Annotated in this window: 13 protein-coding genes and 2 tRNA genes; 9 read left to right on the top strand and 6 right to left on the bottom strand. The window is 72.2% G+C overall.

Going from position 1 to position 15,697, the window contains the following annotated elements:
- Positions 1-206 precede the first annotated feature (206 nt).
- From NOD94_RS15265 to NOD94_RS15280, 4 genes are all read left to right on the top strand, one after another.
- Complete coding sequence (locus NOD94_RS15265; RefSeq protein WP_281206509.1) at positions 207-2,039, top strand: SPFH domain-containing protein; 1,833 nt, start codon at positions 207-209, stop codon at positions 2,037-2,039.
- Positions 2,040-2,283: 244 nt separating this feature from the next.
- The gene (locus tag NOD94_RS15270; protein WP_281206457.1) at positions 2,284-2,919 is read left to right on the top strand and encodes a lytic polysaccharide monooxygenase auxiliary activity family 9 protein; all 636 of its coding nucleotides are present in this window, start codon (positions 2,284-2,286) and stop codon (positions 2,917-2,919) included.
- Positions 2,920-2,945: 26 nt separating this feature from the next.
- A complete protein-coding gene (locus tag NOD94_RS15275) occupies positions 2,946-4,667 on the top strand; it encodes an AMP-binding protein (protein ID WP_281206458.1) in 1,722 nt (573 codons plus the stop codon).
- Positions 4,668-4,733: 66 nt separating this feature from the next.
- Positions 4,734-4,807, top strand: a tRNA-Lys gene (locus NOD94_RS15280).
- Between the two features lie 101 nt (positions 4,808-4,908).
- Here the strand turns inward: NOD94_RS15280 and NOD94_RS15285 are convergent.
- Positions 4,909-5,667, bottom strand: coding sequence for an IclR family transcriptional regulator C-terminal domain-containing protein (locus NOD94_RS15285; protein ID WP_281206459.1), 759 nt, complete (start codon positions 5,665-5,667; stop codon positions 4,909-4,911).
- Positions 5,668-5,909: 242 nt separating this feature from the next.
- Between NOD94_RS15285 and NOD94_RS15290 the strand changes: the two genes are divergently transcribed.
- The 4 genes from NOD94_RS15290 to NOD94_RS15305 all read left to right on the top strand — a co-directional run bounded on the left by NOD94_RS15290 (position 5,910) and on the right by NOD94_RS15305 (position 10,220).
- Entirely contained in the window at positions 5,910-7,037 is a 1,128-nt protein-coding gene (locus NOD94_RS15290) for an LLM class flavin-dependent oxidoreductase (protein WP_281206460.1), read from the top strand.
- 254 nt (positions 7,038-7,291) lie between these two features.
- Positions 7,292-8,986 (top strand): glycosyl hydrolase family 18 protein, encoded by a 1,695-nt coding sequence (locus tag NOD94_RS15295; RefSeq protein ID WP_281206461.1) that lies wholly within the window; start codon positions 7,292-7,294, stop codon positions 8,984-8,986.
- A gap of 165 nt (positions 8,987-9,151) precedes the next feature.
- Positions 9,152-10,000, top strand: coding sequence for a helix-turn-helix transcriptional regulator (locus NOD94_RS15300; RefSeq protein ID WP_281206462.1), 849 nt, complete (start codon positions 9,152-9,154; stop codon positions 9,998-10,000).
- Complete coding sequence (locus tag NOD94_RS15305) at positions 9,978-10,220, top strand: DUF397 domain-containing protein (protein WP_281206463.1); 243 nt, start codon at positions 9,978-9,980, stop codon at positions 10,218-10,220. Before NOD94_RS15300 ends, NOD94_RS15305 begins: the two co-directional genes overlap by 23 nt.
- A gap of 28 nt (positions 10,221-10,248) precedes the next feature.
- On the opposite strand, the gene NOD94_RS15310 is transcribed toward NOD94_RS15305, so the two are convergent.
- Complete coding sequence (locus NOD94_RS15310; RefSeq protein WP_281206510.1) at positions 10,249-12,009, bottom strand: EAL domain-containing protein; 1,761 nt, start codon at positions 12,007-12,009, stop codon at positions 10,249-10,251.
- A 461-nt stretch (positions 12,010-12,470) separates the two neighbouring features.
- Between NOD94_RS15310 and NOD94_RS15315 the strand changes: the two genes are divergently transcribed.
- Positions 12,471-13,706 (top strand): M6 family metalloprotease domain-containing protein, encoded by a 1,236-nt coding sequence (locus tag NOD94_RS15315; RefSeq protein WP_281206464.1) that lies wholly within the window; start codon positions 12,471-12,473, stop codon positions 13,704-13,706.
- Positions 13,707-13,765: 59 nt separating this feature from the next.
- Here the strand turns inward: NOD94_RS15315 and NOD94_RS15320 are convergent.
- The 4 genes from NOD94_RS15320 to NOD94_RS15335 form a co-directional block, all read right to left on the bottom strand.
- A tRNA-Lys gene (locus NOD94_RS15320) sits at positions 13,766-13,839 on the bottom strand.
- Positions 13,830-14,423: a bifunctional DNA primase/polymerase gene (locus tag NOD94_RS15325; RefSeq protein ID WP_281206465.1), complete on the bottom strand. Its 594-nt coding sequence runs from the start codon at positions 14,421-14,423 to the stop codon at positions 13,830-13,832. The genes NOD94_RS15320 and NOD94_RS15325 overlap by 10 nt, the downstream gene beginning before the upstream one ends.
- Before the next feature lie 152 nt (positions 14,424-14,575).
- Positions 14,576-14,923 (bottom strand): hypothetical protein, encoded by a 348-nt coding sequence (locus tag NOD94_RS15330; RefSeq protein ID WP_281206466.1) that lies wholly within the window; start codon positions 14,921-14,923, stop codon positions 14,576-14,578.
- A 77-nt stretch (positions 14,924-15,000) separates the two neighbouring features.
- Positions 15,001-15,558: an NAD(P)H-dependent oxidoreductase gene (locus NOD94_RS15335; RefSeq protein ID WP_281206467.1), complete on the bottom strand. Its 558-nt coding sequence runs from the start codon at positions 15,556-15,558 to the stop codon at positions 15,001-15,003.
- Positions 15,559-15,697: the final 139 nt, after the last annotated feature.

Genomic DNA, 15,697 nt, shown 5'->3' on the forward strand with positions numbered 1-15,697 from the left:
CCGAGCCGGAGGCGGCCCCTGCCCCGCGCCGCGGCCGGTGGGTCGAGGTCCCGACCGCGGGGCGGGGCCTGTCCCTCGCGCCACCGGACCGGGAACGGGACCCGGCCGCTCCGGACCCGCGAGGCGCGGACACCGGCAGTCCCGTACCGCGGTACGACGACGCCCCGGCCGCTCCGGACCAGCGCGGCGGTGATTCCGCCGGGGCCGTGTCGTGGCGGGAAGGCGCCCCGGCGGCTTCGGCCCCGCGTGGCGGGGGTTCGTTCGGCGCGGGGGCGACGCGGGACGGGCGGCCCGCCGCACCTGAAGCGCGTGCCGGGGGCCCGTTCGGCTCCGCGCCGCGGCGGGACCAGGACCCGGCCGCTCCGGACCCGCGCGGCCAAGGTTCCTCCTCTTCCTCCTCCGGGTTCGCGTCGTGGCGGCAGGCCGCCCCGGTGGCTTCCGCCCCGCGTGACGGGGGCCCGTTCGGCTCCGCGCCGCAGCGGGAGCAGGCCCCGGCCGCTCCGGACCCGCGCGGCGAAGACGCGTTCGGCTCCGCGTCGACGTCGGACGGGCGGCCCGCCGCACCGGAAGCGCGTGACGGGGACGCGTTCGGCTCCGCGTCTCGGCACGACGGCGTCCCGGCCGCTCCGGACCCGCGCGGCGACGTACGGCCGGCCCCCGCCGGGGCGGAGGCCGGACCGGCTGATCCCGCACCGGCGTTGGGCATCCCCCACCCGGCCCCCGAGACGGTTCCGGAGGCGGCCCGCAGCCACCCCCAGGGCGAGCTCTGGCCGGCCGAAGCCCCCACCGACCCCCCGAGGGGGAGCGGGATTCCCGGCCCCGACGGAGACGCCGGGCCGGCCCCCGCCCCGGCCCCCGCCCCCGACGTGGCCGAACTCGTGGCCCGGGCCGTCGCCCGCGGCATGGACGCGACGCGCGAGGACGACGACACGCAGGACCTGCCCCACGTCCGGACCCCGCGCGGAGCGGCGGTGACGGAGATCCCCGTACACCTCCCGTTCCGCGCCCACCCGACCCCGACCCCGGCCCCGACCGTCCTCGCGACCCCGACCCCGACCCCGACCCCGACGTCCGAGGCCGCGAGGACCCCCCGGCGCCCCGGCGGCAGCACCCGGCTGCCCGCCGGCCGCCGCGTCCCCCGGGGTGACGACCGGCTCCGCGAACACCGCGGCCCGGTGCTCCCCGGCTGGTTCGCGCTCGCCGTCGGCGCGTTGGCCATGACCGGCTGCGCGGCCCTGCTGTGGCGGGCGGGCGTCGTCCCGGCCGCCCTCGCGGAGGCCTTCGGGGTGACGCCCCGCCCCTACCGCGGGCTCCGCAGCACGCACTGGCCCCCGCTGGCCTTCCTCGGCGTCGTGACCCTCCTCGCGCTGGGCGGTCTCGGACGGGCCAAGGCCGGTCACGCCTGGGTGCTCACCCTGTTCGGGCGCTACCGCGGCACGGTCCGTCGTACCGGCCTGACCTGGGTCAGTCCCCTCCTGCTGCGCCGCCGGGTCGACGTGCGCCTGCGGCACTGGCGCAGCGAGCCGATGCCGGCCGTGGACTCCGGCGGCCTCGCCCTGCGGGTGGTCGTCCAGGTCGTCTGGCAGGTCAAGGACACCGCACGGGCCACCCTCGCCGTCGAGGACCACACCGAGTACCTCGCCGAGCAGGTGGAGTCGGCCATGGCCCGGGTGCTGTCCCAGCTCCCCGCCGACGCCTTCCACGAGGACGCCCCGACCCTGCGCGACGCCGAGGCCGTCGGCGACGCGCTGACCCGGATGCTGGCGGCCGAGACCGAGGCCGTCGGGGTGGAGGTGTTCTCGGCCCAGCCGACCCGGATCGAGTACGCCCCGGAGGTGGCGGAGGCCATGCGCCGCCGCCGGGTCGCCGCGATCGACGCCAAGCACCGGGACACCGTCCTGACCTCGGTGGTCGACGCCGTGGACGACACCGTCCACCGGCTGACCTCGCGCGGGATCGTCGAACTGGACGACTACGAGCGCAAGGCCCTGGTGAAGGACCTCACCGTCGCCTTCTACACCGGCCGGGCCGAGCAGTAGCACCGAGAACGACAACACCGGGAGCGACAGGAGCCCCAACAACAAACAGGAACAGCGAACGCACCGGTCCGGCGCACGGACCGGACCAAAGGGAACGGGTGGCCGGTCATGACCGGACCACCCGTTCTCGCATTGGTATAGACATGGCCAACTCCCGTCAATAATGTGGAACTTGGTCTAGACCTGAAATCATCCCCACGCGTGCGCACGCTCTCGTCAGGTCCCCCCACGTCCAAGGAGCATCATGCGTCTCTTCCGCATGCCCATACGCCCCGACCGCCCCGCGCGACCCGGCCGCACCGGCGCCGCCGTGCTCGGCCTCGGCCTCCTCGCCGGCGCGGCCCTGATCACGGCGCCCACCGCGAGCAGCCACGGCTACACCGACACCCCGATCAGCCGCCAGAAGCTCTGTGCCAACAAGACCGTCTCCGACTGCGGGCCCATCCAGTGGGAGCCGCAGAGCGCCGAGGGCCCCAAGGGCTTCCCGGCGCTCGGCCCGTCCGACGGCACGATATGTGCCGCCGGCCACCCCGAGTTCGCGCAGCTCGACGACCCGCGCGGCGGCTCCTGGCCCGCCACGAGCGTGAGCGCCGGGCAGGGCTACAGCTTCCGCTGGCAGTTCACCGCCAATCACGCCACCACCGACATCAAGTACTACGTCACCAAGAACGGCTGGGACCCGAGCAGGCCCCTCACCCGCTCCGCGCTCGACCTCCAGCCCTTCCTGACCGTGGCCTACAACGGCGCCCGTCCCGCCATGACCACCGTCCACCAGGGCGCCATGCCGAGCGGCAAGACCGGCCGGCACGTGATCCTGGCCGTGTGGACCGTCCATGACACCCCGATGGCGTTCTACTCCTGCTCCGACGTTCAATTCTGACGGAACGTCAGCTAACCTCCGGCGGCATGCGGACGACGACTGCACCCGATGCCCCCCACGCATCCGACGCACCCGGAACCGTCGCGGAACTCGTGGCGCGCGGCTGGGGCGACCATCGGCCCGGCCTGAAGTACCGGGACGACGACGGTCGCCCCACCGTGCTCAGCCACCACCGGACCGCCCGGGAGGCCGCCGCCCGCGCGGCCCTGCTCGTCGACCTGCTGCCGCCGGGGGCCCGGCCCCACGTCGGGGTGCTGCTCGACAACACTCCCGAGTTCCCGTTCTGGCTCGGCGCGGCGGCCCTGGCAGGGGCCGCCGTCGCCGGGATCAACCCCACCCGGCGCGGCCCCGAACTGGCCCGGGACGTCCTGCACACCGACTGCCGGATCCTGGTCACCGAGGCCGCCCACCTGCCACTGCTGCGCGGCCTCGACCTGCCCGGCGTACGGATCCTGATCACCGGCACCGAGGAGTACGAGGCCCTGCTCGCCCCGTACGCCGGCGCCGCGCCCGGAGACGCGGCCGTGCGCCGCCGCCCGCCCGGCCCCGCCGACCGACTCCTCCTCTACTTCACCTCCGGCTCCACCGGTGCCCCCAAGGCGGCCATCCGCACCCAGGGCCGGCTCGCCGCCGCCGGACACTCCCTGGCCCGCCACTTCTCGGTCGGCCCGGACGACGTCCACTACGTCTGCATGCCGCTGTTCCACGGCAACGCCGTCATCGCCGACTGGCTGCCCGCCCTCGCCGGCGGCGCCTCGGTCGCCCTGCGCCGCCGCTTCTCCGCCTCCGCGTTCCTGGACGACGTACGCGACTACGGCGCGACCTACTTCACCTACGTCGGCCGGGCCGTCCAGTACCTCCTCGCGACCGCCCCCCGCCCCGACGACCGCGAGCACACCCTGCGCCTCGGCTTCGGCACCGAGGCCGGGGCCGTCGACGCGGCCCGCTTCGCCGAGCGGTTCGGGGTCCGGCTCGTCGAGGGCTACGGGGCCACCGAGGGCGGCGCCTCCGTCCAGCGCACCCCCGACACCCCGGCGGGCGCACTGGGCCGGGCCGGAGCCGGTGACGACCTCGCCGTCATCGACCCGGACACCGGACGGGAATGCCCCCCGGCCCTCCTGGACGCCGACGGCCGCCTCCTGAACGGCGAGGAGGCCATCGGCGAGCTGGTCAACCGGGGGCGCAGCCACTTCGAGGGCTACTGGCGCAACCCCGACGCGGAGGCCGACCGCACCCGCGACGGCTGGTACTGGACCGGTGACCTCTTCTTCCGCGATCCCCGCGGCTTCCTCTGGTTCGCGGGCCGCACGGACGACCGGTTGCGCGTCGACAGCGAGAACCTCGCCGCCGCGATGATCGAGAACATCCTGGCCCGCTGGGACGCGGCGGCCGCCGTCGCCGTCTACGCGGTCCCGGACGAGGCCGCCGGGGACCAGGTGATGGCCGCCCTGGCCCTGCGCGGGGGAGAGGCGTTCGACCCCGACGCCTTCGCCCGCTTCCTCGCCGCGCAGCCGGACCTCGGCACCAAGATGGCCCCCCGCTTCCTGCGGATCCTCGACGCCATGCCCGTGACGGCGACGAACAAGGTCCACCGGGTCACCCTGCGCCGGACCGGATTCCGCTGCCCGGAACCCGTCTGGTGGCGACCGCCCGGCGCTCCCGGCTACCGCCCGCTCGACCCACCTGACCTGCGCGCCTTGCTCGCCGCGTACGACACCCACGGCCGGCGCGCCCTCCTGGACCGCTGACCCCGCCCGCGCGCGCGGTAATGGTTTTGAGCACCCTCGGGGAGCAGGTAGTATTTTCTTTGTCAGGCGCCGCTAGCTCAGTTGGTTAGAGCAGCTGACTCTTAATCAGCGGGTCCGGGGTTCGAGTCCCTGGCGGCGCACCTGTACTTCGGGCGGTTTCCGGTTCACCGGAAACCGCCCGAAGTGTTTTCAGGGCCCTGCGGGCCCGCGACCACCGGTCCCCGCGGCGGGTCCCGGTGCCTCAGAGCGTGAGCGACAGCAGCAGCGGTGCCGCCTTCCGGTTCAGGGTGTCGGCCGCGGCCCGCAGTCGGTGGGCGTGTTCGACGGGAAGCGAGAGGGCCAGGCAGCCCACGGCGGCGCCGGCGGTGATCGGTACGGCCGCGCAGACGGTGCCGACCGCGTATTCCTGCAGGTCCAGCATGGGCACGGTGGCCGGCTGGCTGTCCAGCTTGGAGAACAGGATCCGCTCGTTCACGATCGTCTTCGAGGTGAGCCGGGCGATCTTGTGTCGCGACAGGTGGTCGCGCCGCCCGTTGAGGTCGAGCTGGGTCAGCAGACACTTGCCGACCGCGCTGGCGTGCGCCGCCGAACGGAAGTCGACCCATTCGTGCACCTTCGGCGTGCGCGGACTGTCCGCGAACTGGGTGATGCGGACCTCGCCGTCGACGTACCGGCTGATGTACACGGCCGCGCCGACCGAGTCCCGCAGCCGGTCCAGGGTTTCCTGGAGCTTCTCCTGAAGTGCCTGCTGCCGGTCGATCCCGGAACCGAGCAGGACGAGGGAATCCCCTATGGCGTAGGCGCCGTCCGACACCTGCAGGACGTACCCCTCCCGGCGCAGCATCAGCAGCATCGGGGCGAGATGGGCCGCGGGCAGGCCTGTCTCGCGCGCGATCTGTACGTCGGTCACACCGCCGGTGTGGCGGGCGATCGTTTCGAGTACGCGCAGGGCGTACTGCACCGAGTGGAACGGCGCGGTCGGCTCGGGCTTCAGCGCCACGGTTTCCCCCTACCAGGTTGTTACCGCTTGCTCTACCACGATAGCCATCAAGAGGCCCACGTGGAGCGTGTGTTGATGAGATTGATGGCTTAATCAAGTCCCTCCATCAGGCGCTACTCGTCTGGCATATGCCAGAAGCATGATCCCGTCCCGGTCTGCCGGGAATGCCCGGGGCCACCGGGACCGTTCGATTACTTCGTAGAACCACCGAACGAGGCGAACGGGACGGGACGGGATCGACGATGAGCGACAACGGGGACGCCGGCCGGCACACGGACGAGGGCCGGGGGGCCGCGGATCCGATCCGCGGGACCGTCCGGGGCGGGGCGCCGGTGCCGCTGTCGGTCCTCGACCTCGTCACCGTCGGCAGCGGCAGCACGGCGACGGCGTCGCTGCGGACCAGCGTGGACATCGCCCGGCTCGCCGAGTCCCGCGGCTACCACCGGCACTGGGTCGCCGAGCACCACTCCATGCCCGGGGTCGCCAGTTCCTCCCCGGCCGTGATCCTGGCCCACCTCGCCGCCCACACCTCCCGCATCCGGCTCGGCTCGGGCGGGGTCATGCTGCCCAACCACGCCCCCCTGACCGTGGCCGAGCAGTTCGGCACCCTGGAGGCCCTCGCCCCCGGCCGCGTCGACCTCGGACTCGGCCGCGCGCCCGGCACCGACCCGCGCACCGCCGCCGCGCTGCGCGGCTCCGGGCGGCTCGACGAGGCCGCCGACGAGTTCCCCCGGCAGCTCGCGGAGCTGCTCCGCTTCCTCGACGACGACTTCCCCGACGGGCACCCGTACGCCCGCGTGCACGCCGTCCCCGGCCCGGTGCAGGGGCCCGCCGGGCGCCCGCCGGTCTGGCTGCTCGGCTCCTCCGGCTTCAGCGCCCGCCTCGCGGGCGAGCTCGGCCTGCCCTTCGCGTACGCCCACCACTTCTCGGCCGCCGGCACCCTGCCCGCGCTCGACCTCTACCGGCAGAGCTTCCGGCCCTCCGCCGTCCTGGACGCCCCGTACGCCGTCATCGGCGTCTCGGCGCTCGCCGCCGACACCGAGGAGGAGGCCCGCGCCCAAGTCCTCACCGGCGCGCTGTCGATGCTCCGGCTGCGCGGCGGTCGGCCCGGGCTGGTCCCGACGCCCGAGGAGGCGGCGGCGTACCCCTTCTCCCCGCTGGAGCGGGAGTTCGTCGACGGCTGGCTCGCGAACATCGTCCACGGCGTGCCCGACGAGGTCCGCTCCGGACTCGACGCGCTGGTGAAGCGGACCGGCGCCGACGAGCTGATGCTGACGGCCAACGCCCACGGCGGCGACGCCCGGCTGCGGTCCTACGGGCTCGTCGCAGATGCGTACGGCATGCCGACGGACGTCTCGATTCCGGCTTGAGCGCCTGCGAACGGGGTTTGGCTGGTTTGTTGCCGAAACCTTGCCGGAGCATGGCCTAAGGGAGTCTTAAACCGCTCGTCATCCGGGGTGGCGAGCGGTTTTTGACGTGCTCTCAGGTCTCTGACGAGCACATTTGTCCGCTCAGTGGTCTAGTCCTTCTTTGGTCCAAACCATTGACTGGGGTGGTCGGTGATCGCTATCACTTCTCTCACCTGAAGCTGATGTCCTCCCCTCCCACCCCCCGGAGGCAGTTCATGCACATCCGTAAACCCCTCATCGCGGCCGCCGCCACGGCCGCGCTGGCAGCCGGAGCGCTGGCCACCTTCGCGGGACTCGGCACCGCGCAGGCCGCGGACACGTCCACCACCGCGAGCAGCGGCGGCGTCCGCATCGCCTATTACGACCAGTGGAGCGTCTACGGCAACGCCTTCTACCCCAAGCACCTCGACACCCGGGGCATAGCGGGGAAGCTGGACGTGATCAATTACTCGTTCGGCAACATCCACCCCACCGACCTCACCTGTTTCGAGGCGAACAAGGCGGCCGGGGACGACAACAACCCGAACGCCGGTGACGGCGCGGGCGACAGCTACGCCGACTACCAGAAGTCCTTCAGCGCGGCCGACAGCGTGGACGGCGTCGCCGACAAGTGGGACCAGCCGATCGTGGGCGTCTTCAACCAGTTCAAGGAACTGAAGGCCAAGTACCCCCACTTGAAGATCAACATCTCGCTGGGCGGCTGGACCTACTCGAAGTTCTTCCACGACGCGGCGAAGACCGACGCCTCCCGCAAGAAGCTGGTCGCCTCCTGCATCAAGCAGTACATCAAGGGCGACCTCCCGGTGGAGGGCGGCTTCGGCGGCCCCGGCACCGCGGCGGGCATCTTCGACGGCATCGACATCGACTGGGAGTACCCGGGCTCCTCCGGCGGCCACCTGGGCAACCACTACGGCCCCGAGGACAAGCAGAACTTCACCCTGCTGCTCCAGGAGTTCCGCAAGCAGCTCGACGCCGAGGGCGCGGCCAACGGCGGAAAGAAGTACCTGCTGACGGCGGCCCTGCCGGCCGGCCAGGACAAGATCAAGTACATCGAGACGGACAAGATCGGCGCGTACCTCGACTACGCGAACATCATGACGTACGACATGCACGGCGCCTGGGACAGCGACGGCCCGACCTACCACCAGTCCCCGCTGTACTCCCCGGCCGGTGACCCGACCGACCCGATCGCCCCGGGCACCCAGAAGTACAGCGTCGACAACGCCATCGACTCCTGGATCGACGGCAACCCGGCCTACGGGATCGCCGGCGGCTTCCCCGCCAACAAGCTGACCCTGGGCTACGAGTTCTACTACCGCGGTTGGAAGGGCGTTCCGGCCGGCGCGAACAACGGTCTCGCCCAGTCGGCCACCGGAGCCTCCAACGTCCGCCCGGTCAGCCAGCAGGCGGGCATCGCCCACTACAAGGAGCTCGGCGGGATCGTCGACAACCCGGCGACCACCTTCTGGGACGAGGGCGCCAAGTCCGCCTACTTCTACAAGGACGGCGAGTTCTTCACCGGCCTGAACCAGAAGGCCATCCAGGCCCGGGTCGACTACGGCAAGCAGCGCGGCCTGGCCGGCGCGATGATGTACTCCCTCCTCGGTCTGGACAACAACACCACCCTGCTGAACCAGATCTCGGACGCCCTCGGCGGCACCACCCAGCCGCCGACCACCCCGCCGACCACGCCTCCCACCACCCCGCCGACGACCCCGCCGACCACGCCTCCGACGACGCCGCCCACCGGCTGCGGTTCCGTCCCGGCCTACGTCGCGGGCACCGTCTACACCGGCGGCACGGAGGTCTCCCACAACGGCCGCAAGTACAAGGCCCAGTGGTGGACCCAGAACGAGGCGCCCGGCACCACCGGTGAATGGGGTGTCTGGAAGGACCTCGGCGCCTGCTGATCTCCCCCCACCCCGCGCCGAGCGCCACCCCGCCCCGCCCCGGATTCCGGGTGCGGGGCTGGGTGTGTCACATGGTTGCCCGATTTCCCCCATCAGCGCGTGGCGGGGTGGCTACGGTTGGTCACGACCGAACCGGACCCACGCATTCATGGGGGTGACCGTCCCGTGGTCCTGACCCGCGACCTCGATCCCAGCGCCTCGCCGCTGGACTACTACGGCTCCGAACTGCGCCGCCTGCGCGAAGCGGCCGGCCTGAAGCAGACGCAGCTGGGCGCCGTCATCTACTGCACCGGCTCCCTGATCGGCCAGGTGGAAACCACCGCCCGCGTCCCGACCCGCGACTTCTCGGAACGGCTGGACGCGGCGCTGGACACGGACGGCCACTTCTCCCGCCTGGTGGGGCTCGTGCTGCGGAGCGTCTTGCCGACATGGTTCCAGGCGTACGCGGAGATGGAGGCCCGGGCGACGTACATCTCGACGTTCCAGTGCCAGTTGGTTCATGGCCTCCTTCAAACGGAGGACTACGCGCGCGCCCTGCTCGGCGTTGACCGACCCGACCAGGCCGAAGGGCTGCTGGCCGCCCGCATGGATCGACAGCACATCCTGAAGCGGGAGGACCAGCCCGCGTTGTGGGTGGTGCTCACGGAGGCTGTGCTGTACCAGGAAGTCGGCGGCCGTGAGGTCATGCGAAGCCAGCTCGCACATCTCCAGGGCTTCGTTGAGCATCCTTGGGTGCAGATTCAGGTTCTCCCCTTCTCGGTCGGGCAACACCCCGGAATGATGGGTTCTTTCACGCTCCTACGCTTCGATGGCGATCCGGATGTCATCTACCAAGAGGGCTATGCACAAGGACATATGACGGCCAACCCGTCAGTGATCAAGGAGCGAGCGGTCGGCTACTCTCGCCTGCAGGCTGCGGCGCTCTCGCCCGAACGCTCGGCCACGCTGATCGCTCGCGTAATGGAGGAACGTTATGGAGAACGGCCTGCACATGACGAGGGTGCAATGGCGTAAGTCGTCCTACAGCGGGACCACGGGCGGAGAGTGCGTCGAGTGTGCCCCCATCGGCGCAGCCACCTGGCGCAAGGCCTCGTACAGCGGATCAAGTGGCGGCGACTGCGTAGAAGTCGCCCCCCAGTCCTGCGCGGTCGCCGTGCGGGACTCCAAGAACCCCGGGGGTCCCGTCTTCGCGGTGGCCCCCGAGGCGTTCGCCGTCTTCGTGCGGAGCCTCTGACCGTACGGCCCCGCCGCCCCGCACCCCCTCAGACCGCGGGATGCGGGGCCGCGGCCTGGCGGCCGATCATGCGGGCGATCACGTCCGGGGCCACCGCCCGCGAGTACAGCCAGCCCTGGCCCGTGTCGCAGCCCACGCGCCGCAGGCGGGCCGCCTGGCCGGCGGTTTCCACGCACTCCGCGGTGACCGTCAGGCCCAGCCGGTGGGCGAGCTGGACCAGGGCCTCCACGATGGTCTCGTCGGCCGGGTTCGGGTGCGCGCCGTCCTCGTAGCGGAAGCCGTGCACGAAGGAGCCGTCCAGCTTCAGCACCGACACGGGCAGCCGGCTCAGGTAGGCCAGGTTCGAGTAGCCGGTGCCGAAGTCGTCGATGGCGATCCGTACGCCCATGTCGCTCAGCGCCTGGAGGGCCTGCAACGGGCGGCCCGCCGAGCCCATCACCGCCGACTCCGTCAGCTCCAGCTGGAGCAGCTGCGGGGCCAGCCCCGTCTCGGCGAGGATCTCGGCGACGTCCCCGACCAGGTCGGAGTCCCACACCTGCCGCACCGCCACGTTGACGGACACGAACACCGGCGCGTCGCTGGGCTGTTCGATCTGCCAGCGCCGGGCCTGCCGGCAGGCCGTCCGCAGGACCCAGCCGCCGAGCTGGACGATCGAGCCGTCCTCCTCGGCGATCCCGATGAACCGATTCGGCGTCAGCATGCCGAACTGCGGGTGGTTCCAGCGCACCAGGGCCTCCACCCCGCGCACGGCGCCGCTCTCCAGATCCACCAGAGGTTGGTACTCCAGCTCGAACTCTCCCCGCTCCACCGCCGGCCGCAGCGTCGAGGACAACGCCTGCCGGGTCATGCGGTGCGCGTTGCGTTCCGGGTCGAAGAGCGTCCAGCGGGCCTTGCCGTCCGCCTTCGCCCAGTACAGCGTCGTATCGGCGGCCTGCATGAGACCGGTCGCCGTCGTCCCCTCCGTGTCGCGTTCCACTACGCCGATCGACGCCGAGACCGACAGCCGCTGCCCGGCCAGGTCGAACGGCTCCTGCACGGCGGCCAGCACGCTCCGCGCCAGGTCAGTGAGCTGGTCAGTGCCGGTGGAGTCCTCGACGAGCAGCGCGAACTCGTCGCCGCCGAGCCGCGCCACCAGGTGCCCACCGGTGCGGCCGTAGCCGGACTGGTCCGCGCACTGCGTCAGCCGGGCCGCCACGGCCGTCAGCAGCCGGTCCCCGACCCGGTGCCCCAGGGTGTCGTTGACGGCCTTGAAGCCGTCCAGGTCGAGGTAGCACAGCCCGATCCGCCCCGTACCGCCCTGCCCGTACGCGGAGGCCTCCAGGGCGGCCGAGAGCCGCTCGAAGAACAGTGCCCGGTTCGGCAGTCTCGTCACCGGGTCGTGCATTTGGAGGTGCCGCAGCCGGGCCTGGAGGTCGCGCCGGTCGCTGATGTCGGCGACCGACAGCAGGACGTCCTTGGTGCCGGGGACCGGCCCCAGCGTCACTTCCGTCCACAACGAGTGCCCGTCGGGGTGTTTGAGGCGGCGCGTGCAGCGCAGCCGGGCCTGCCGTCCGCGCAACACCTCCTGGTACGCCTGCCAGGTACGGGCCTCGGCCGCCAGGTCCACCAGGTCCGCCGCCGACTGCCCGGCCAGCGCGCGCGGCTCGGCGCCCAGCAGCCCGGCGAGGGCCTGGTTGGCGGCGATGACGTCGCCGTCGCGGCCGACCACGGCCATGGCGAGGTGGGCCGCGTCGAAGGCGGCCCGGTAGTCGAGTGGTTCCGTCGCGAACCTGGCCGGCGCCGCCGCCATGCCAGGTACGGCCGGCACTGCCGGGTGACGCTCCGTAAGGGCCGATCGGATGCTGTCGGCCGCCGAACCGGTCCCCTCTGAGGTTCCGCTCACCGTTGGCTCCCGCAGTGCTCGTGAGTGTCCGTGCAGGAAAGTGTGCCGATCATAGAGGCTGCCGGGAGGCCCTATCCAGCGGCGTCGCCGTACGGAACACGGTCCTTCGTCGTGATGACGTCGTACTGACGCCCCGTCGGACACCTCGCCGGCCGACCCGGGGCGATCGTTTCTGCGCACCTCTGAGCGCGCGGGGGTCGCGCCTGATCCCCCGTGATCGGTCGTGACGTTCCGTATGCGTGTGCGTGAACCCCGGGGGTCACCGGCTTGCCGTAGTGCTCACTCGTGTGGGGCACCGGAACAGGGCATTAGTAAGACAATCGCCTCAAAGTGGATGAAAGGTAACCAATCCACCACCGGAGGTCGATGTGCCGCGACAGCAGACACCCGGGGGAGTGGAAGGCTCCCGCGCCCGAAGTGCGGCGGCGGTCCTCACCTCCATGGCGGCCCTCGCCGCGATGTCGCTGATCGCCGGCCCCGCCGCGGCCGATTCCGAGGCGGGCCCCTGCGCCCTGACCCGCACGGCGGCGCACCACTCGCTCGGACTCGACACCTGGAACCGCTCCTACCCCAAGCCGGAACGCACCCTCAACGCGGTCATGGTCTTCCTCTCCTTCCCCGACCACCGCGCCGATCTCACCCCGGAGCAACTGACCTCCGACTACTTCCCCGCCACCAGCGACTTCTTCGAGCGGGCCTCGTACGGGCGGTTCCGGCTGGTCCCCCACCCCCAGAAGCGGTGGATCCGGATGCCCAAGGCTTCCACCGAGTACGGGATAAGGCGCGACTGGGCCCCCGAGGACCGGGCGGCCTACCTGCGGGACGCGGTCGCCGTCGCGGACCCCGAGGTGGACTTCGGCGCGTACGACGTCGTCTACTTCGTCGCCGACCCGGAAGCGCCCGGGGTGGACTCCGACGCCACCAAGGTCGTCAACTTCGACCGGCCGCTGACCGCCGACGGCGTGCCGCTGCGACGGATCGTCACCGTCTTCGAGCGGCACCCGCCGGACCGCAACGTCCTCGCCCACGAGACCGGGCACGTCTTCGACCTGCCCGACCTCTACCACCGCCCGTCGGACGGCAAGGGCGACTGGGACACGTACGTCGGGGACTGGGACGTCATGGGCAGCCAGTTCGGCATGGCCCCCGACCTGTTCGCCTGGCACAAGTGGAAGCTGGGCTGGCTGGACCGCTCGCAGGTGGACTGCGTACGGTCCGGCTCCTCGATGCACACCCTCCAGCCGCTCGCGCAGGCCCCGGAGCCCGGCAGCAGCGGCGGCACCCGGCTGGCGGTGATCCGTACCGGACCCGGCAGCGCGATCGCCGTCGAGGCGCGGGGTTCGGTGGGCAACGACGGGGAGACCTGCACCGAGGGCGTGCTGGTCTACCGGGTCCGCAACGAGGCGTCCTCCGGCGGCGGCCCGATCGAGGTCCTCGACGCGCACCCGCGCACGGAGGCCTGCTGGGACCGCTCGGTGTACCCGCCACTGGCGGACGCGCCCGTGGAGGTCGGCGAGACCTTCACCGTGCCGGGGGAGGGCATCACGATCGAGGTCGCCGACCGGACCCGGTCCGGCGCCTACACGGTGAAGATCACCACGTAGGCCGCCGCACGGCACACGAAGAAGGCCCCCCACTCGCGTGGGGGGCCTTCTTCCGTCTGTGCGCCGCCAGGGACTCGAACCCCGGACCCGCTGATTAAGAGTCAGCTGCTCTAACCAACTGAGCTAGCGGCGCCTGCTGACGTCGTAGACATTAGCATCCGGATCCGCCGAAGGAAAAATCGCCGCCGCACCCCGGGTGGCGTGCAGGAACGCCCACAGCAGGGCGTCCGGGCCGGGCAGCCACGGGAGCCGGGATCCGGGGGCCACGAGCCAGCGGGAGGGGCCGGGCGCGGCGGCGAGCGGGGGCACGGTGACGGCGTCGCCGTGGCCGTGGCAGAGCGGCGCCGGCGCGCCCGGGTTCCACTCCTCCCAGGCGAGCAGGGCGGGCAGCCGCTGGGCCGTCCCCGGGGTGGCGAAGAGCAGCATCCGGCCCCGGTGCACGGCGGCCGGGCCGGAGCCGGGGCCGCGCTCCCACAACAGGTCGAGCATCCGGCGGCCCAGGACGACCGGGACGTTGACGACGTCGAAGGCGGTCCCGCAGGGCAGCACGGCGGGCGTGGCGGGCCGGGCCTGCCAGGCGACCAGCGTGTGCTCGGGGTGCGCGGAGGCGGACGCCAGCCAGGCCGCGCCCTGCGGTGTGACGTGGGTCGCGGACGCGGGGCGCCCGTCCGTGCCGTCGAGGGAGGGGCAGCCGGGGGCCGTCGTCAGCGTCGTCATGCCCAATGTCTACCGGGCGTGATGTGACCATTCCCTGGAGTTACCGAAAACCGGGACAGGGCGGGCGGCGCTGGGGTATGTTGCGCCCCGCATATGCCAGGTGCCTCCGTCGGGCGGGTACGGGACCGCACCCGCCCGACGGTCGCCATGCCCTACGGTCCGTCGGGGGCGGCGCCGCGCTGGAGGTCCTCGCCGAACTCGATCATCTTGCGCGCGTAGTCCTCGGTCCACTCCGCGACCGCCGCGATCGCCTCCGGCGGGATCCGGTCGAAACGCCGGGGATCCGCCAGCTGGGCCGCCGCCAGGGCCTGGAACTCCACGGCCCGGTCGTGCGCCGCCCGGAAGGCCAGCGTCAGCTCGGTGGCCCGGGCCAGCAGCTCACGCGGATCCTCGATGGATTCCAGGTCGAAGAAGTGCTCCGGGTCCGTGGCGGCGTCCGAGGGCTCGAAGAGCAACGGCGCGGGCCGCAGCCTCCGCTCGGTCCGCTCGGGCTCTGCCATGCGTGTCCTCCTGCTGCGCGTACGAAATCCTTCCGGGCCACCCTCCATTGTCCAACGTCGCGCAAGAGTGCCCCGCGTCACACGGCGACGGGCTCCTTCGCCAGGGCCGCGACGTCGTCGAGCACCCCGTCCAGCTCGTCCGACAGCGCGGCCGGAGCCTCGAAGCCCGCCTCCCCGACCAGGGCGTTGATGCCCGGAACCGCCACCGAACGGCCGGCCGGCAGCATGCCGAGCCGGGTCAGGACGGGCAGCAGCATCTCGGCGGCCGGCGCGCCGCCCGTCCCGCCCGCGCTGTAGCTGACCAGACCGACCGGCTTGCCCTGCCACTCGCTGTAGAGGAAGTCGACGGCGTTCTTGAACGGCGCGGTGAACCCGCCGTTGTACATCGGCAGCACGAACAGGAACGCGTCGGCGGACGAGACCAGGGCGCTCCAGTCGCGGGTGTGCTGGTGCGCGTAGACGCCACTGGAGGCGTACTCGGGCTCGTCCAGGAAGGGCAGCGCGATCTCGGCCAGGTCCACCGGGGTGACCTCGAAACCGCCGTGGGCGCGGGCCCGGTCGGCGACCCAGGCGGCGAGCGGACGGCCGTTGGAGGTGGGCCGGGTGGCGGCGGAGATGACGTGCAGGCGGGTCATGATGGGTGAACTCCCCGTGGGTGGTGCCGTGGTGCGGCCGAAGGCGGCCGCACCGTGCTGATCGGCCGCCATTGTGGACGCGGGCGTCCCACCGGGCGAAACGCGGACCGCGCACTATGTCAAAGTCGGGCCCGCCCGT

The organism is Streptomyces sp. Isolate_45, assembly GCF_024721315.2.
In the GTDB taxonomy this organism is placed as follows: Bacteria; Actinomycetota; Actinomycetes; order Streptomycetales; family Streptomycetaceae; genus Streptomyces.